At 68.4% G+C, this 17,789-nt stretch carries 16 protein-coding genes; 5 read left to right on the forward strand and 11 right to left on the reverse strand.

Translation table 11 applies throughout. From position 1 onward, the window contains the following. Positions 1 to 159 precede the first annotated feature (159 nt). From pgl to tkt, 5 genes are read right to left on the reverse strand one after another with little or no spacing between them, the layout of a single operon-like run. On the reverse strand, positions 160 to 897 hold the full coding sequence (pgl, locus tag ADBZ6K_RS01245; protein ID WP_526344003.1) for a 6-phosphogluconolactonase: 738 nt from the start codon (positions 895 to 897) through the stop codon (positions 160 to 162). Next, positions 894 to 1,838: a glucose-6-phosphate dehydrogenase assembly protein OpcA gene (opcA, locus tag ADBZ6K_RS01250; protein WP_526344004.1), complete on the reverse strand. Its 945-nt coding sequence runs from the start codon at positions 1,836 to 1,838 to the stop codon at positions 894 to 896. Before opcA ends, pgl begins: the two co-directional genes overlap by 4 nt. Then, entirely contained in the window at positions 1,839 to 3,392 is a 1,554-nt protein-coding gene (gene zwf, locus ADBZ6K_RS01255; protein WP_526344005.1) for a glucose-6-phosphate dehydrogenase, read from the reverse strand. It abuts the gene before it with no gap. Then, a complete protein-coding gene (gene tal / locus ADBZ6K_RS01260) occupies positions 3,389 to 4,504 on the reverse strand; it encodes a transaldolase (protein WP_526344006.1) in 1,116 nt (371 codons plus the stop codon). Before tal ends, zwf begins: the two co-directional genes overlap by 4 nt. Positions 4,505 to 4,528: 24 nt before the next feature. Then, positions 4,529 to 6,622 carry a transketolase gene (gene tkt / locus ADBZ6K_RS01265; RefSeq protein WP_526344007.1) on the reverse strand — a complete coding sequence of 698 codons (2,094 nt, stop codon included), beginning with the start codon at positions 6,620 to 6,622 and terminating at the stop codon, positions 4,529 to 4,531. A 237-nt stretch (positions 6,623 to 6,859) separates the two neighbouring features. On the opposite strand from tkt, the gene ADBZ6K_RS01270 reads away from it, so the two are divergent. Beyond that, positions 6,860 to 7,765: a heme o synthase gene (locus ADBZ6K_RS01270; RefSeq protein WP_526344336.1), complete on the forward strand. Its 906-nt coding sequence runs from the start codon at positions 6,860 to 6,862 to the stop codon at positions 7,763 to 7,765. 9 nt (positions 7,766 to 7,774) lie between these two features. Here the strand turns inward: ADBZ6K_RS01270 and ADBZ6K_RS01275 are convergent, their stop codons facing one another. Then, on the reverse strand, positions 7,775 to 8,749 hold the full coding sequence (locus ADBZ6K_RS01275) for a quinone oxidoreductase family protein (protein ID WP_526344008.1): 975 nt from the start codon (positions 8,747 to 8,749) through the stop codon (positions 7,775 to 7,777). Positions 8,750 to 8,782: 33 nt separating this feature from the next. Here ADBZ6K_RS01275 and ADBZ6K_RS01280 point away from each other — a divergent pair, with 33 nt between their 5' ends. Then, positions 8,783 to 9,727, forward strand: a complete 945-nt coding sequence (locus ADBZ6K_RS01280; protein WP_526344337.1) for an ATP-grasp domain-containing protein — start codon at positions 8,783 to 8,785, stop codon at positions 9,725 to 9,727. On the opposite strand, the gene ADBZ6K_RS01285 is transcribed toward ADBZ6K_RS01280, so the two are convergent. Both ADBZ6K_RS01285 and ADBZ6K_RS01290 read right to left on the reverse strand, forming a co-directional pair. Next, complete coding sequence (locus tag ADBZ6K_RS01285) at positions 9,671 to 10,588, reverse strand: COX15/CtaA family protein (RefSeq protein ID WP_526344338.1); 918 nt, start codon at positions 10,586 to 10,588, stop codon at positions 9,671 to 9,673. The two genes, ADBZ6K_RS01280 and ADBZ6K_RS01285, sit on opposite strands and share 57 nt — an antisense overlap. 111 nt (positions 10,589 to 10,699) lie before the next feature. Continuing rightward, entirely contained in the window at positions 10,700 to 11,221 is a 522-nt protein-coding gene (locus ADBZ6K_RS01290; protein WP_526344339.1) for a TetR/AcrR family transcriptional regulator, read from the reverse strand. Positions 11,222 to 11,371: 150 nt separating this feature from the next. Here ADBZ6K_RS01290 and ADBZ6K_RS01295 point away from each other — a divergent pair, with 150 nt between their 5' ends. Beyond that, a complete protein-coding gene (locus ADBZ6K_RS01295; RefSeq protein ID WP_526344009.1) occupies positions 11,372 to 11,992 on the forward strand; it encodes a hypothetical protein in 621 nt (206 codons plus the stop codon). On the opposite strand, the gene ADBZ6K_RS01300 is transcribed toward ADBZ6K_RS01295, so the two are convergent. From ADBZ6K_RS01300 to mptB, 3 genes are all read right to left on the reverse strand, one after another. Continuing rightward, complete coding sequence (locus ADBZ6K_RS01300; protein WP_526344340.1) at positions 11,985 to 12,716, reverse strand: ABC transporter permease; 732 nt, start codon at positions 12,714 to 12,716, stop codon at positions 11,985 to 11,987. The genes ADBZ6K_RS01295 and ADBZ6K_RS01300 overlap by 8 nt on opposite strands. A gap of 116 nt (positions 12,717 to 12,832) precedes the next feature. After that, the gene (locus ADBZ6K_RS01305) at positions 12,833 to 13,705 is read right to left on the reverse strand and encodes an ATP-binding cassette domain-containing protein (protein WP_526344341.1); all 873 of its coding nucleotides are present in this window, start codon (positions 13,703 to 13,705) and stop codon (positions 12,833 to 12,835) included. 74 nt (positions 13,706 to 13,779) lie between these two features. Further along, a complete protein-coding gene (mptB, locus tag ADBZ6K_RS01310; protein WP_526344010.1) occupies positions 13,780 to 15,474 on the reverse strand; it encodes a polyprenol phosphomannose-dependent alpha 1,6 mannosyltransferase MptB in 1,695 nt (564 codons plus the stop codon). A gap of 99 nt (positions 15,475 to 15,573) precedes the next feature. Between mptB and ADBZ6K_RS01315 the strand changes: the two genes are divergently transcribed. Beyond that, a complete protein-coding gene (locus tag ADBZ6K_RS01315) occupies positions 15,574 to 16,272 on the forward strand; it encodes a helix-turn-helix transcriptional regulator (protein ID WP_526344011.1) in 699 nt (232 codons plus the stop codon). A 66-nt stretch (positions 16,273 to 16,338) separates the two neighbouring features. Next, a complete protein-coding gene (gene sufB, locus ADBZ6K_RS01320) occupies positions 16,339 to 17,766 on the forward strand; it encodes a Fe-S cluster assembly protein SufB (protein WP_526344012.1) in 1,428 nt (475 codons plus the stop codon). Positions 17,767 to 17,789 lie beyond the last annotated feature (23 nt).

The raw sequence follows: 17,789 nt of genomic DNA on the forward strand, positions 1-17,789 counted from the left end.
AGTCGATGTGCCAGGAACCCAATGCCTTCCACGACGTGGCCCTCCACGGCGGGCGATGTGGCCCGTCGCGTTGCCGACTACGTGTCGGGTCACACCGATGCGCAGTCGGACCGCCGCGGTGGCGAACCACACCGGGATCCGGTGTGGCCCGCGTGATCGTCAGAGGTCGCCCGCGGCTGCCTCGTCGAGCAGCCAGACCGTCGCCTCGCGGCCGAGGGCACCCGCCGCGGGGATGTCCACCGGTGGCGCGCCACCGATCGCGGCGGCCACCGCCTCGGCCTTCGCGGCGCCCGACACCACCAGCCAGACCTCGCGCGAGCGCTGGACGGCGGGCAGGGTGAGGGTGATGCGCTGCGGCGGCGGTTTGGGGGAGTCGGTCACCGCGATCACCAGCCGCTCGGTCTCCCGCACGGCGTCGGTGTCGGGGAACAGCGAGTTGACGTGTCCCTCGCCGCCCATCCCGAGCAGGTGAACGTCGAATTCGGGTGCGGGCTCACCGTTTTCGGCTGCTGCGGCCAGTACGTCGACGTAGGCCAGAGCGGCGGCGTCGATGTCGGCACCGAACTCGCCGTCACTGGCGGCCATGGCGTGGACGTTGCCGGCGGGTATGTCGAGGTGATCGAGAAACGCCTCGCGAGCCTGCTTTTCGTTGCGCTCGTCGTCGTCGGCGGGTAGGTAGCGCTCGTCGCCCCAGAAGAGGTGCACCTTCGACCAGTCGATCTCGGCGGCCCGCTCACCGACCCGTTTGAGCAGCGCGATGCCGGTGCCGCCACCGGTGAGCACAACCAGCGCTCGGCCGCGCGCCCCGATCGCGGCGTTGAGCGCGCCGACCAGGCGGTCACCGGCCGCGGCGACGAGAGCCTCGGCGTCGGAATAGCGCTCGACGACGGTCGTCACAGCCGGCCTCCGGTCTCTTCGCCGCTCTCCGGCAGATACTGCACCTTGTCGAGGCCCTGCAGGGCGGTGAGATAGATCTCGTCGGCGTCGAGTCGCCTCAAGTCCTCCGCCAGGCATTCCTTGGTGTCCCGGCGTGCCAGCGGCAGCAGCGAATCGGGCTTCGCGGTGCGGGCCAGCGTCGCGGTCACGCCGGTCTGCGGGCGGCTCAGCGTGATCGTCTCGCTTGCCCGGGTCAGCTCGACCTTCAACGGGCCGATGGCCCGCGTCACTGGACCGTCGATCCGCGCGGCCAGCCAGCCCGCCATGATGTCGAGCGCTGGCTCGTCCTTGAGACCCGACACCAGCGCCGACGTCACCGGCTCGTAGGGCGGTTGGTCCAGCGCCGACGTGAGCAGCGCCCGCCAGTAGGTGACCCGGCTCCACGCCAGGTCGGTGTCACCGGGGGTGTAACTCTCCACCCTGCTCTTGATGCAGGCCAGCGGGTCGATGCCGTTGGTGGCGTCGGTGATGCGCCGCACCGCCAGCTTGCCGAGGGGATCCTCGGCGGGGACACGGGGCGCCAGCGCGGGCCACCACGCCACCACAGGGGTGTCCGGCAGTAGGAACGGCAGCACCACGCTGCTGGCGTGATCGGCCAGCGCGCCGGACAGTTTGAGCACCACGACCTCGCCGGCTCCCGCGTCGTGTCCCACCCGCAGCTGGGCGTCGAGCCGCGGCTCGGCCGCGTCGCGGTCGCCCGGTGTCACGACGATCACCCGGCAGGGGTGCTCGTGGCTGGCGAAGGTGGCGGCCTCGATGGATTCCTCCACAAGCTCGGCGGTGTCCGGCGCGATGACCAGCGTCAGTACCCGGCTCAGCGTCAGCGCGCCACCCTCTTCGCGCAGCCCGGTGATCTTCTTGTTGACGTCGTTGGTGGTGGTGTCGGGCAGGTCGACGATCATCTAGGGCCGCCTCCATTCGCGTCCCGTACGCAGCAGCATCTCATCGGCGGAGGCCGGACCCCACGTGCCCGATTCGTACGGCTCGGGCTTTCCGTGCGCCGCCCACTGGTCCAGCACCGGATCCAGTATCTGCCAGGACAATTCGACCTCGGCATTGACCGGGAACAGCGACGGCTCACCCAGCAGCACGTCGAGGATCAGCCGCTCGTAGGCTTCGGGTGAATCCTCGGCGAAGGCCGAACCGTAGGAGAAGTCCATGTTTACGTCGCGGACTTCCATGGCGCTTCCCGGCACCTTCGAGCCGAACCTCAGCGTGATGCCCTCGTCGGGCTGAACCCGGATCACCAGGGCGTTCTTGCCCAGCTCCTCGGTCATGGTGGCGTCGAACGGCAGGTGCGGTGCCCGGTTGAACACCAGGGCGATCTCGGTCACCCTGCGGCCCAGGCGTTTTCCCGTGCGCAGGTAGAACGGCACCCCGGCCCAGCGGCGGCTGTCGACCTCAAGGGTGATCGCTGCGTAGGTCTCGGTGGTGGAGTCCTTGGAGAAGCCCTCCTCGTCGAGCAGCCCGACGACCTTCTGGTCACCCTGCCAGCCTGCCGCGTACTGCCCGCGTGCCGTCGTCTCCTCGAGCGGGTAGGGCAGTTTCACCGCGGACAGCACCTTGATCTTCTCGGCCTGCAACTCGTGCGGCTGGAAGCTCACCGGCTCTTCCATCGCGGTCAGCGCCAGCAGCTGCAGAAGGTGGTTCTGGATGACGTCCCTGGCCGCGCCGATGCCGTCGTAGTAGCCGGCACGTCCGCCCAGCCCGATGTCCTCTGCCATGGTGATCTGCACGTGATCGACGTAGTGCGCGTTCCACACCGGCTCGAACAGCTCGTTGGCGAACCGCAGGGCCAGGATGTTCTGCACCGTCTCCTTACCGAGGTAGTGGTCGATGCGAAACACGCACTCCTCGGGAAAGACCGAGTTCACCACCCTGTTGAGTTCGCAGGCGCTCTTCAGGTCGTGGCCGAACGGCTTCTCGATCACCACCCGGCTCCAGCGGTGATCCTGCTGACTGGCCAGACCCGTGGTGTGCAGCTGTTCGCACACCACGGGGAACGCGTTCGGCGGGATCGACAGGTAGAAGGCGTGATTGCCGCCGGTGCCGCGTTCGGCGTCGAGTTTGTCGAGGGTCTCGCCGAGCCGCGCGAACGCGGCCTCGTCGTCGAATGCTCCCTGGACGAACCGGAAACCCTCGGCAAGCCGGTCCCAGACCTCCTGCCGGAACGGGGTGCGCGCGTGCTGTTTCACCGCGTCGAAGACGATCTTGCCGAAGGCCGCGTCGTCCCAGTCCCTGCGGCCGAACCCGATCAGTGAGAAGGACGCGGGCAGCAGCCCCCGGTTGGCCAGGTCGTAGATCGCCGGCATGAGCTTCTTACGAGCCAGGTCGCCCGTGACACCGAAGATCACCACCGCGCACGGACCCGCGATACGCGGCATGCGCTTGTCGCGTTTGTCGCGCAGCGGGTTATGCCAGCCGGCCGGCAGGGCAGTGTTGTTGGTCGGGGTCATTTCTCGGCGGCGGTGAGCTGTGTCTGGGTGGCGTCGAGCAGTTCTTGCCAGGATTTCTCGAACTTGTCCACACCCTCGTCCTCGAGAACCTTGAAGACGTCGACCATGTCGATACCGACGGCGGTCAGCGCGTCGAACACATCTTGGGAGGCGGCCGCGGTGCCGCTGATGGTGTCACCGGTGATGACGCCGTGGTCGGCGACCGCATCCAGGGTCTTCTCCGGCATGGTGTTCACGGTGTCGGGGGCGACCAGCTCGGTGACGTAGAGGGTGTCCGAATAATCCGGGTTCTTCACCCCGGTGGACGCCCACAGCGGGCGCTGTACCCGGGCCCCGGCGGCCTTCAGGGCCGCGAACCGTTCGCCGCCGAACACGTCCTCGTACGCGGCGTAGGCCAGCCGGGCATTGGCCACCCCGGCCTGCCCGCGCAGGGCGAGCGCGTCATCCGACCCGATCTTCTCCAGCCGGGCGTCGATCTCGGTGTCCACCCGAGACACGAAGAACGAAGCGACGGAATGGATAGTGGCGATATCGTGGCCGGCTTCCTTGGCGGCTTCCAGACCCGTCAGGTAGGCGTCGATGACCGCGCGGTGGCGCTCGACGGAGAAGATCAGGGTGACGTTGACCGAGATGCCCTCGGCGATCACGGCGGTGATCGCCGGCAGGCCGGCCAGCGTCGCGGGGATCTTGATCAGCAGGTTGGGCCGGTCGACGATCTTCCACAGCTCGATGGCCTGCAGGATGGTCTTGTCGGTGTCGTGGGCCAGCCGGGGGTCGACCTCGATGGACACCCGTCCGTCGACACCGCCGGACAGCTCGTACTGCTTGGACAGCACATCGCAGGCGTTACGGACGTCGTCGGTGGTGACGGTCCGGATGGTGGCGTCCACGTCGGCGCCCCGCTCGGCGAGTTCGGACACCTGCGCGTCGTAGGCGTGGCCCTTGGACAATGCGGCCTGGAAGATCGACGGATTGGTAGTCACGCCGACCACGCTCTTGGTGGCGATGAGGTCGGCGAGGTTGCCGGTCTGCAGCCGATCCCGGGACAGGTCGTCGAGCCATACGGACACGCCGGCGGCGCTCAGCGCCGCCAGGTTCGGGTTCTGAGTCATGGAAGGTCCCTCTTTCTGCCTTAGTTAGTTGTCCAACGAGCGTTCGGCGGCGGCCACCACAGCCTCTGGGGTGAACCCGAATTCGCGGAACAACGTTTTGTCGTCGGCGGATTCGCCGTAGTGCTCGATGGAGACGATCTCGCCGGTGTCGCCGACCCATTTGTGCCAAGGCATCGCGATGCCCGCTTCGACCGCGACGCGCGCGGAGACATCCGGTGGCAGCACCGCATCCCGGTAGGCCTGCGGCTGTTGCTGGAACCACTCCATACACGGCATCGACACCACGTAGGCGTTGATGTCCTTGTCCGCCAAGAGTTTTCGAGCCTCCACCGCGAGTTGCAGTTCCGAGCCGGTGGCGATGATGAGCACATCGGCATCGTCGGCGGGATTACCGCCGCCCAGGACGTAGCCACCCCGGGCCACCCCCTCGGGATCGGTGCCCTCCAGGACCGGGATGGCCTGGCGGGTCAGGATGAAACCGGCCGGGCCGCTGCTGGCGCCGCGGGCGATGATGCTGCGCCAGGCGTAGGCGGTTTCGTTGGGGTCACCGGGGCGCACCACCGCCAGGTTCGGGATGGCGCGCAGCGCGGCCAGGTGCTCGATGGGCTGATGCGTCGGGCCGTCCTCACCCAGCCCGATCGAGTCGTGGGTCCAGATGTAGAGGGTGTCGATGTTCATCAGCGACGCCAACCGCACCGCCGGGCGCATGTAATCGGAGAACTGCAAAAACGTGCCGCCGAACGCCCGGGTCGGACCGTGCAGCACGATCCCGGACAGGATCGAGCCCATCGCGTGTTCACGGATGCCGAAGTGCAACACCCGCCCGTACCAGTCGGCGGTGAAGTCGGCGGTGGAGATCGAGGGTGGCCCGAACGACTTCACCCCCTTGATGGTGGTGTTGTTGGACCCGGCCAGATCCGCCGAGCCGCCCCACAGTTCGGGCAGCTTGGGGGCGACATCGTTGAGCACCTGACCGAACGCCGCCCGGGTGGCCACCGCCTTGGATCCGGGCTCCCACTGGGTCAGCTCGGCGTCCCAGCCCTGCGGCAACTCGCCGGCCAGCAGCCGATCCAGCAGCGCCTTGCGGTCGGGCTCACGCGCCGCCCACGCCTCGAAATCGGCCTGCCAGGCCTCGTGGGCTTGTTTACCGCGGGCGACCAGGCCGCGGGTGTGGGTGATCACGTCCTCGCTGACCTCGAAAGACTGGTCCGGGTCGAAGCCCAGCACCCGTTTGGTCGCCGCGACCTCGTCGGCGCCCAACGCCGAGCCGTGCACCCCGCCGGTGTTCATCTTGGTCGGGGCCGGATAGCCGATGATGGTGCGCAACGCGATGAACGACGGCTGATCGGTGACGGCCTTGGCCGCGGTGATCGCCGCCTCGATGCCCACCACGTTCTCCCCGCCGTCCACCTCCTGCACATGCCAGCCGTAGGCCCGGTAGCGGGCCGCGACATCCTCGGACAGTGCGATGTCGGTGTCGTGCTCGATGGAGATCTTGTTGTTGTCGTAGAACACGATCAGATTGCCCAGCTGCTGGGTGGCGGCCAGCGAGGACGCCTCGCTGGTAACTCCCTCTTCGATGTCGCCGTCCGAGGCGATCACGTAGATGTAGTGGTCGAACGGGCTGGCCCCCCACGCCGGATCCGGATCGAACAGGCCGCGTTCGTAGCGCGAGGCCATCGCCATCCCCACCGCCGAGGCCAGCCCCTGGCCCAGCGGACCGGTGGTGATCTCCACACCTTTGGTGTGGCGGAACTCCGGATGACCAGGGGTCTTGGACTTCCAGGTGCGCAGCGCCTCGATGTCGGCCAGCTCCAACCCGAACCCACCCAGGTAGAGCTGCAGGTAGATGGTCAGGCTGGAATGCCCACACGACAACACGAAGCGGTCGCGCCCCAACCAGTGGGTGTCGCTGGGATCGTGGCGCATCTGCCGCTGAAACAGGGTGTAGGCCAGCGGCGCCAAACTCATCGCCGTCCCCGGATGCCCGTTGCCGACCTTCTGCACCGCATCGGCAGCCAACACCCGCACCGTGTCCACCGCCCGCGAATCCAGCTCCGACCAGTCGTCGGGGTGGTACGGCTCGGTGAGGGTGGCGATTTCTTCCACAGTGGTCACAAGCGAACTCCTCCGTGCATGTCATGGCGGGTAGGGCGCTTTTCCCAACCCTAGTGCGCGTCGGCGCGGTGGCGCACTGCGCATGCGGAATCGACCCTGCGGTGATGCAAGGGGCCCCGCGCGGTCTACCATCGTCCGTAGTAGAGCTGCGCGACTGCCGCCGTCCCGCGCGACCTAGTAGGAGTTATTTGTGTGAGCATTCGCCAGCGCCGGTCAACCCCTGAGGCGCCGAGCCGGCTGGGTTCCACGCACCTGGGTTCCAGGCTCTTAGCCTATGTGGCGCTGACGAAGCCGCGGGTTATCGAACTGCTGCTCGTCACCGCGATACCGGCCATGCTGTTGGCCGACCGCGGAACGGTCGATCCCCTGCTGATCTTCAACACGTTGGTCGGCGGCATGCTCGCCGCCGCGGGCGCCAACACGCTCAATTGTGTCGCTGACGCCGACATCGACAAGGTCATGAAGCGCACGGCGCGCAGGCCGCTGGCCCGCGCCAGCGTGCCGACCAGGCACGCGCTGATCTATGGTCTGGTACTTAGCGCCGTGTCGTTCGGCTGGCTGTGGTGGACCACCAATCTGCTTTCGGGTCTGCTCGCCGTCGGCACCATCGCCTTCTACGTCTTCGTCTACACGCTGCTGCTCAAGCGGCGCACCTCGCAGAACGTGGTGTGGGGCGGGGCGGCCGGCTGCATGCCGGTGATGATCGGCTGGTCGGCGGTCACCGGCACCATCCAGTGGCCCGCCCTGGCGATGTTCGCGGTGATCTTCTTCTGGACGCCGCCGCACACCTGGGCGCTGGCCATGCGCTACAAGGACGACTACCGCGCCGCCGGGGTGCCGATGCTGCCCGCGGTCGCCACCGAACGCCAGGTGACCACCCACATCGTGGTCTACACCTGGCTGACCGTGGTCTCGACGCTGGTGCTGGCGCTGGCGGCGGGCTGGCTGTACGCGGCCGTCGCGGTGCTGGCGGGTGCGTGGTTCCTGCTGATGGCGCACCAGCTCGCCGCGGGCGTGCGCCGCGGCCAGCCGGTAAAGCCACTGCGGCTGTTCCTGCAGTCGAACAACTATCTGGCGGTCGTGTTCTGCGCGCTGGCCGTCGACTCGGCGCTGGCCCTGCCGACCATGGTCAGCCTGTTCTAGCCGCTGACGTCACGGCGTAAGCACCACCGAGCCCACGGTCTTGCGGCCCTGCAGGTCGCGATGGGCCCGTTCGGCCTCGGCGAGTGGGTATCGCTCACTCACCGTCACCTGCAGGGTGCCCGACGCGATGGCGTTGAGCAGCTCGCCGGCGCGCCAGCCGAATTCGTCGGGCGTCCGAATGAAATGGGCGAGGTTGGGCCTGGTCAGATACACCGAGCCCGCGGCGTTGAGCCGCTGTGGGTCGACCGGCGGGACGGGGCCGCTGGATGCGCCGAACAACGCCAGCGTGCCGCGCACCGCCAGGCTGGCCAGGCTCGCGTCGAAGGTCGCGGCGCCGACGCCGTCGTACACCGCGGCGACACCGTTGCCGTCGGTCAGATCGCGGATCTTCGCGCCGAACTCCTGCGGGTCCGCGGGGTAGTCGAGCACCTCCACCGCGCCTGCCTGGCGGGACAGCTCTGCCTTCTCCGGGGTGGACACCGTGGTGATGACGCGGGCGGCCAGGCTGGTGGCCCACTGCGTCAGGATCAGGCCGACGCCGCCGGCTCCGGCGTGCAGCAGCACGGAGTCGCCCTGCTGGACGGGGTAGACGGACTTGATCAGATAGTGCGCTGTCATCCCCTTGAGCAGCGACGAGGCGGCGACCTCGGGCGCCACCCCCTCGGGCACGTACGCACAGAAGTCGGCGGGTGCCACCGAGTACTCGGCGTACGAACCGTCCGCGACGGAGGTGACCACCCGGTCGCCGACGGTCAGGGCGGCGACGTCCTCGCCGACGGCCGCGACGGTGCCGCACACTTCGGAGCCCACCACGAACGGCAGCGGCTTCGGATAGATCCCCGACCGGAAGTAGGTGTCGATGAAATTCACCCCGATCGCCTCGGCCTTGATCAGCACCTGGCCGGGGCCCGGAGTCGGTTGCGGTTTCTCCAGGTAGGCGAGGACTTCGGGACCACCTGTTTCTGCGACTTCGATGGCGTACATGCTGACTATCATGGCGTGCCTATCATCCCGGGTGTGAAACTGGCCCGGCCCGATATCTTCCATCCCCGCATCGTGCTCGCGGGCTGCCCGGCGCTGCCTGACGGCGACGGGGATGACGCGGGGCTGATTCCCGCACTGCGCAGACGCGGGCTACATGCCCGCTGGCTGTCCTGGGACGACCCGGCCACCGCCGAGGCCGACCTGGTGATCCTGCGGGCCACCTGGGATTACATCGACCGCCTCGACGAGTTCCTGTCCTGGACGGCGCGCGTCGGCAACCTGCTCAACCCTGCCGCCGTGGTCGCGTGGAACACCGACAAGCACTACCTCGCCGACCTCGCGGATGCCGGTGTCCCCGTCGTGCCGAGCCGGTTCTTCGCACCCGGCGAGCGGGTGCGGGTGCCCGCGGGGGAGGTCGTGGTCAAACCGGCGGTCGGTGCGGGTTCGGTGGGGGCGCAGCGGTTCACCGAGTCAGACGCGGCACGCGCACACGCGGAGTCGCTGCACGCCCAGGGGCGCACGGCGCTCGTGCAGCCCTACGACGACCGCATCCGCAACGGGGAGACGGCGCTGGTGTTCGTCGCGGGCAGGCAGTCGCATGCGTTCACCAAGGGGCCGATCCTGCCCGCACAGGGCGACACGCCCGCATTCGACGAATCGGGCACGTACGCCGAGGAGTCGTTGACGCCGGCAGAGCCCGACGATGAGCTGTGGGATCTCGGCTACGCCGCGGTGCGGGCCGCGGCGGCACGGTTCGCCATCGCACCCGCGCAGCTGCTCTACGCGCGCGTCGATGTGATCGGGGGAGCGGACGATCCGCGGCTGCTGGAGCTGGAGCTGGTCGAGCCGTCGCTGGGCTGGCGCCAGCTCGACGACCACACCCGCGCGCTTCGGCAGCGCGACTTTGCGGTGGCCGTCCAGTCAGCGCTGGAGGGCTTCGGCCTTGGTCCGTTCGCACATCGAGGCCCACAGCGCTGAGGTGGCCGCTGTGCATGCGGCGGCACCCGCGACGTGGATGGCGACCAGGGCGGCGGGAACGCCGGTGGCGAACTGCACGACCCCGACCAGCGCCTGGGCGCAGACCAGGCCGACGAGCACCGCAAGCCGGACCATCACCGGCCGCGGTGCGTGCACCGCCGTCAGCGCGAATCCCAGCGCGACCAGCAGGGACAGGTAGGCCACCAGCAGCGACGAATGCAGGTGCACCAGGGTGGTGATCTCGACTTGCAGGCGCGGCACCGGCTGATCGATGCTCTTGTCGCCGGCATGGGGACCGGCGCCGGTGACCAGGGTGCCGCTGACGAGCACGCCGGCGAGCGCGACGCCGCCGAGTGCGGTCAGCCGGCGCAGCTGGCGGGGTACGAGCAACGTGGTCACCGCGGCCCCGTCGTCGGGTTCGCCGACCTTGACGAACAGCAGCACCGCCAGCCAGACCATGGCCATCGACGCGATGAGGTGGATGGCCACCGTCCACCACAACAGCCCGGTCAGGACGGTGATACCGCCGATCACCGCCTGTACGACCGTCGACGCGGGCATCAGCCAGGCATAGAAGAGCACCTCGCGCCTGCGGCGCGCCCGGGTGACCGCCAGCACCGCCGCCACCGCGGTCAGCACCACCAGGAAGGTGAGCATCCGGTTGCCGAATTCGACCGCCTGGTGAATGACCGGCACCTCGGCGACCGGAACGGGCGTGAAGCTGCCGGGGAAGCACTGCGGCCATGTCGGGCAGCCCAGCCCCGACGCGGTGACCCGGACGATGGCCCCGGTGACCGCGATGCCGCCCTGGGTCAGGATGACCGCGGCGGCGATGATGCGCTGGATCCGCACGCTCGGCATCGGCAGCAGGTCGACCAGCCGCTGAAAAAGTCGTCCGACGGGCACGGCCCGATCGTAGATGACTGCAAACTACGTCACGTAGTAGGGATCAGGGTTGTGCATGGCCGGACGTCAGGTGCGCGGTGCGGCGAACGGCACCAACACCTCGTCGACAAGCTGCACGAGCAGCGCGTCGCTGATCGGGTCGCCCGTCACCAGCAGGCGATGCCACAGCACGCTCTGCCCGAGCTCGCGGGCGATCTCGACGGGGACATCGGCCCGGACGTCGCCGCGGGCCACACCCCGGGCCAGCAGCGCGGCCATCTCCCGTTTGCGCCAGCCGATGACGTCGGAGCGGAATGCCTCCGCGAGATCGGCGTCATGCGCCATGGCCGCGATCACCGAACGCATGGCCGCGGCCTGCGGACCGGCGAACAGCTCCGCCCAGCCGCGCAGGACCGCGAGCATGTCGCCGCGGTAGCTGCCGGTGTCGGTGTGCGGGATGCCCGCCACCGCGGAGCGCAGCAGGGTGTCGCGCAGCAGTGCCCGGCCGTCGGGCCAGCGCCGGTACAGGACCGGCTTGCTGGTTCGGGCCGCCGCGGCGACCGCCTCCATCGTGACGGCCGCCGGGCCGTGCTCGGCCAGCAGTGTCATGACGGCCGCGCGAATGGCCGCGTCGAGTTCCTCACCGCGTCGTCGTCGCGTCACGCTGCCTCCAGTCTCGAACAAGAAACGCTTGCGTATCTTAACCTTGAGGGCTAGGTTGAGGACAAATAAGAAACGCACTCGTATCTTGGAGATGAGATGTCCGTCCCGATCCTCTTTCCCCTGCGCTCTGTCGATACCGCGACGGTCACGTTCCGCGCTGCCCCTCACCACCGCAGGAGGGTGACCATCTGCCACCGGCCGCTGCCGGGTGTCACTCCGGCGATGCTGCTGAACTGGTTCACCAACCTCGGCGGCACCATCGCCTACGGCGGCGCGATGGTCGACCGGTATCTCGCATGGCACCCGATCGACCACATCCGGTGGGAACTGGAGCGGCCCGCGCCGCACGGCGGCGCCGCCGAGGGCGCCCGATTCCGGATCGTGGAGGCGTTCGGGGGACGGCCGGAGTACCGGGTCGATGTGGTGGACCGTGTCGAGAAGCTCGACGAGACCGGCATCCGGCTGGTTCAGCGGGTCGCCGGTGCGGTGATCTTCCAGCTGGAACACACATGGTCGCCGGGCACCGACGGCGCCCACTACGTCAGCGTGCTGGACATCGGCGCCCGTTCGGCGTTCTTCGCGCCGGTCAACCGTGCGCTGACCCGTCGCCTCCCCGATCACATGGTGCATGCCTGGATCCGCCACAACATCGAGGAGGTCGGCCAGTTCGAATTCCTGCTGCCTGATCTCCTGCCGACCGGTGGCGGGGTCAGGTGAAGCGGAACCAGCGCAGCGCACCCAGCGCCGCGAGCACGCCCCACACCGCCAGCACCGCCATCCCGAACCAGTCCACCGACAGCGTCATGGCTTGCGAGAGCGCCTCGGTCAGCGCGCCCGACGGCGTCAGCCTGGCGATCCAGCGGAGTGCCTCGGGCACCACACCCCCCTCGATGCCGCCCTGCAACGTCAGTGCGCCGATTCCTGCGAACACGAACCACAGCAGGTTGCCCACGGCCAGGACGATCTCGGCGCGCAGCGATCCGCCGAGCAGCAGTCCCAGCGCTGCGAAGGCGGCGGTCCCTAGGGCGATGACGACCGCGCCGAGCGCCAGGCCTGCCAGCGGTGGCCGCCAGCCCAGGGCGACGCCGATGGCGCCCAGCAAAAGCGACTGCAGGAACACGACCGCGACCACCGCCAACGATTTGCCCGCGATGATGCCCCACACCGGTAGCGCGGTCGCTCCGAGCCGTTTGAGCGCGCCGTAGCGACGGTCGAAGGCGACGGCGATGGCCTGGCCGGTGAACGCCGTGGATATCACCGCCAGCGCCATGATCGCCGGGACGAACGTCGCCACCCGGTTCGGGCCGAACGAGCCCAGCGGCAGCAGGGTCATGCCGACCAGCAGCGTGATCGGGATGAACATCGTCAGCAGCAGCTGCTCACCGTTGCGCAGCAGCAGCTTCAGCTCGAGCCCGAACTGCGCCGCCAGCATGCTCGGCACCGAAGCGGGGCGGGGGTCGGGGGTGAATGTGCCGGGAGCGAAGCGGTTCGCCGACGTCCCGCCGTTCCTCGCGCCAGCGCTCGTCTGGGTTTTTTCGTTGCTCGCGCCAGCGCTCGTCACGACCGCAACTCCCGTCCCGTCAGATCCAGGAACACATCCTCGAGGCTGCGCTGCTCGACGCGCATATCGGTGGCCAGCACGTCGAGGCGGGCGCACCACGCGGTCACGGTGGCAAGCACCTGCGGGTCGATGTGCCCCTCCACGAGATACTCGCCGGGCGACGTCTCCGACGTCCGGTAACTCTCCGGCAGCGCGGAGATCAGCAGCGATAGGTCCAGCATCCGGGGCGCGCGGAACCGCAACTGGTTCTCGGCGCCGGTGCGCATCAACTCGGCGGGAGTTCCGGTGGCCACCGGTACGCCGTGATCGATGATCATCAGCCGGTCGGCCAGCTCCTCGGCCTCGCTGAGCTGGTGGGTCGTCAGCACCACCGTGACGCCGTCGCGGCGCAGTCCGTCGATCAACTCCCACACCACGATCCGGGCGTGGGCGTCCATCCCCGCCGTCGGCTCGTCGAGAAACACCAGCTCGGGCCTGCCCACCACGGCACAGGCCAGTGCCAGGCGTTGTTGCTGGCCGCCTGAGAGCCGCCGGTAGGCGGTGCGGGCCGCTTCGGTGAGCCCCAGCGTCTCCATCAGCCACTCCGGGTCGAGCGGGTTGGCGGCATACGACGCGACGAGGCGAAGCATCTCGCCTGCGCGGGCCGCCGGGTAACCGCCGCCGCCCTGCAGCATGACCCCGATGCGCTCCCGCACCCGGGTGTTGTCAACCGTGGGATCCAGGCCGAGGATCTCGATGCTGCCCTCGTCGGGGCGAATGAAGCCCTCGCACATCTCCACCGTCGTCGTTTTGCCGGCGCCGTTGGGGCCGAGCAGCGCGAACACCTCGGCGCGGCCGACCACGAGGTCGAGGCCGGAAACCGCCGTCATCGACCCGTACCGCTTGGTGACCCCGTTCAGGCGCACTGGGTCGGCCGACGGGGAGCCGGCACCGGATGACGAGGTCACGGAGACTCAGCGTAGGCGTCGGATTTCGGCGGCTGCGCCGCTGGTGGCGACGGACCGTCCGCAGGCGGCTGCGCAGCCTCCGGATCGTCGGTCTCGGTGGGGTCGGGTAGCGGTCGCCACGGCAGCCGGTGATAGGTCAGCGCGATCAGCAACAGCACGATCAGGGCGCTCGCCAGCGTCGCCATGACGATCTGGAACAGCGTGAAACGGTCACCGTTGGCGGTCGGACCGAAGATGCCCACGATCAGCGTGATCGCGATCGTCGAGCCACGGAAGCCGGGGCGGGTGGCCCAGGCCGCGAGCGGGATGATCGCCCAGAGCAGATACCACGGCTGCACCACGGGGAACAACAGCACCGTCGCGCCCAGCGCCACCCCGAGGCCACCGACCGGATGCAGCTTGCCCCGCAGCACCGCCAGCAACAGCCACGTCACCAGGATCGCGATGATGACCACGCCGATGGCGCGGGTCAGGCCCAGTACCGCCGTGGTGTGATCACCCAGCCCCAACAGGATGCCGACCTGCCCGGTGCCCAAAGCGAGCAGCGTCGGCGGGGACATCCAGCTGCGCACCACGTTGGCGGTGCCCAGGGTGAACATCCAGCCGAAACCCAGGCCGCTGGCCCACCCGATCAGGGCCATCACCGCCACCGATACCGCCGACAGCGAGCCGCCGGCGATCAGGAACGCTTTGAACGTGCCGCCCATCCGGCACGCCAGCGCCATCGCGACGAACCCCAGCGCGAGCAGGGACGGCAGCTTGACCTGCGACGACATGGTGATGAGTACGGTGCCCAGGATGAGCATGACTTGCGGATACCCCCGGGCCGCTCGGGCCGCCGTGCCGATGCTGTCCACCCCGCGCAATGCGAACTCGGTGCCCGCCAGCATCAGGCCGAGCATGAGGGCCTCGTTGTGGATGCCCGCCACCAGATGCATGAACAACAGCGGGTTGCACGGCCCGAGCCACAGCGCGCTGACGTCGGCGACGCCGCAGCGGCGTGCCAGGCGCGGGGTGGCCCAGACGATCAGGCCGACACCCACCAGCACGACCACCCGGTGGAAGAGCACCGCCGCCACGATGTTCTCACCGGTCAGCGCCGAGATGCCCTTGCCGATCCACAGGAACAGCGGCCCGTACGGCGCCGGCGTTTCCCGCCACAGGCTGGGGACCGACAGGGTGAAGACGTGTTCGAGTCCCAGCCCGGTGGCCGGCCCGACCCGGTAGGGGTCAAGGCCGATCAGCGCGATCTGGCTCTGCGCCAGGTAGGAGTAGACGTCCTTGCTGTACATGGGCGGCGCCATCAGTAGGGGCAGCGCCCACAACAACAGCGTGCGGTCCAGCTGACCGCGCGACATCCGCCGGGTTCCCAGCGTGAACCTGCCCAGCATCAGCCAGGCCAGCGCCATCATCACCGCGCCGGTGGTGGTCATCGTCAGCGACACCGTCTGGATGCGGGAGGGCAGGTTGAGCAGCCGCACGCCGAAGGTCGGATCCTGCACGACGGGCCGAGCGCCCGCCCCGAGCGCGCCGATCGCCATCAGGACCGTGCCGGTGGCGCCGAACAGCCGCGTACGGCGCATGGCGACGAGCTCGGCCTGGTTGAGGGGTAACCCCACCGTGCGCTCATCGCCGTGCCATCGGGCGATCGAGGAGCTGAGGGACGAAAGGCGCCCGGCACTAGGAGCCATTCTGAGCAGCGTAGTCGGAGGAGTGCGGCAGTCGATCTGTAAGCCTCAGTAAGGCTGCCCTTGCTAGATCCGTCGCCGGAATTCCGCCACAATGGTGTTGTGAAATTCCGTCCGGATCTCGATGGCACCGACAGTCCAGTCGGCGTCGTCTCCGACGGCCATACCCGCCGGGCCATCATCCAGCTGCTGCTGGAGGGCCCGATCACGGCGGGGCAGATCAGTGAACGGCTCGGCATCTCGGCCGCAGGCGTGCGCAGGCATCTCGACGCATTGATCGAGGCGGGCGAGGCGCAGGCGAGCGCGGCAGCGCCGTGGCAGCACAACGGCAGGGGCAGGCCGGCCAAGCGCTACCGGCTCACGGCCGCAGGGCGGGCCAAGCTTGGCCACACCTACGACGATCTCGCGGTCGCCGCGATGCGTCAGCTGCGCGAGATCGGCGGTGACGACGCCATCCGGACGTTTGCCCGGCGGCGCATGGACACCATCCTGTCGGGCGTCGGCGACGAGCCCGGCGGCGTCGAGGAGACCGCCGAGCGCGTCGCCGCCGCCCTCACCGACGCCGGCTATGCCACCACGACCACGCGGGTGCAGGGACCGGTCCACGGTGTGCAGATCTGTCAGCACCACTGCCCGGTGTCACACGTCGCCGAGGAGTTCCCGGAGATGTGTGAAACCGAGCGGGAGGCTTTCGCCGAGATCCTCGGCACCCATGTGCAGCGCTTGGCCACGCTGGTCAACGGTGATTGCGCATGCACCACCCACGTACCACTCGCAGACCCACTCGTAGACAAGCACTGACCCCCCGCGTGCAGCCCGCGCCGGACCATCACGACCGCCTTCACGACAACCACAAGGAGCGTCGACATGACCGCTACGCCTGAACAGTTGACCCAGGAGGAGGCTATCGCCTCGCTGGGCCGATACGGCTACGGTTGGGCCGACTCCGACATCGCGGGAAGCGCGGCGCAGCGCGGCCTGTCCGAGGCTGTGGTGCGCGACATCTCGGCCAAGAAGGACGAGCCGGACTGGATGCTGGACATCCGATTGCGCGCGCTGCGCACCTTCGGCAAGAAGCCCATGCCGCGGTGGGGGTCGAACCTCGACGGCATCGACTTCGACAACATCAAGTACTTCGTACGCTCCACCGAGAAGCAGGCGGCGTCCTGGGAAGAGCTGCCCGAGGACATCCGCAACACCTACGATCGGCTGGGCATCCCGGAGGCCGAGAAGCAGCGGTTGGTGTCCGGCGTCGCCGCGCAGTACGAGTCCGAGGTGGTCTACCACCAGATCCGCGAGGACCTTGAGGCGCAGGGCGTCGTCTTCCTCGATACCGACACCGCGCTGCGTGAGCATCCGGAGATGTTCAAGCAGTACTTCGGCACCGTGATCCCGGCCGGTGACAACAAATTCTCGGCGCTGAACACCGCGGTGTGGAGCGGCGGTTCGTTCATCTATGTACCGCCGGGTGTGCACGTCGACATCCCGCTGCAGGCCTACTTCCGCATCAACACCGAGAACATGGGCCAGTTCGAGCGGACGCTTATCATCGTCGACGAGGGCGCCTACGTGCACTACGTCGAGGGCTGTACCGCGCCGATCTACAAGAGCGATTCGCTGCACTCCGCGGTCGTCGAGATCATCGTCAAGCCCGGCGGGCGATGCCGTTATACGACCATCCAGAACTGGTCGAACAACGTCTACAACCTGGTCACCAAGCGCGCCCGCGCCGAGGCCGGCGCCACCATGGAGTGGGTCGACGGCAACATCGGCTCCAAGGTCACGATGAAGTACCCCGCCGTGTGGATGACCGGCGAACACGCCAAGGGCGAGGTGCTCTCGGTGGCCTTCGCCGGCGAGGGGCAGCATCAGGACACCGGCGCGAAGATGCTGCACCTGGCCCCGAACACCAGCAGCAACATCGTGTCCAAGTCGGTGGCCCGCGGCGGTGGCCGCGCGTCCTACCGTGGCCTGGTGCAGGTCAACAAAGGAGCACATGGATCGCGCTCATCCGTGAAATGCGATGCGCTGCTTGTGGATACGATCAGCCGTTCCGACACCTACCCCTACGTCGACATCCGCGAGGACGACGTCACCATGGGCCACGAGGCCACCGTCTCCAAGGTCAGCGAGGATCAGCTGTTCTACCTGATGAGCCGCGGCCTGACCGAGGACGAGGCGATGGCGATGGTGGTGCGTGGGTTCGTCGAACCGATTGCCAAGGAACTGCCGATGGAATACGCCCTGGAACTCAACAGGCTCATCGAGCTGCAGATGGAAGGTGCGGTCGGTTAAGTGGCTCAGAACAACCTGACGGC

Origin of the sequence: Mycobacterium sp., assembly GCF_044223235.1 — a bacterium.
GTDB lineage: Bacteria > Actinomycetota > Actinomycetes > Mycobacteriales > Mycobacteriaceae > Mycobacterium.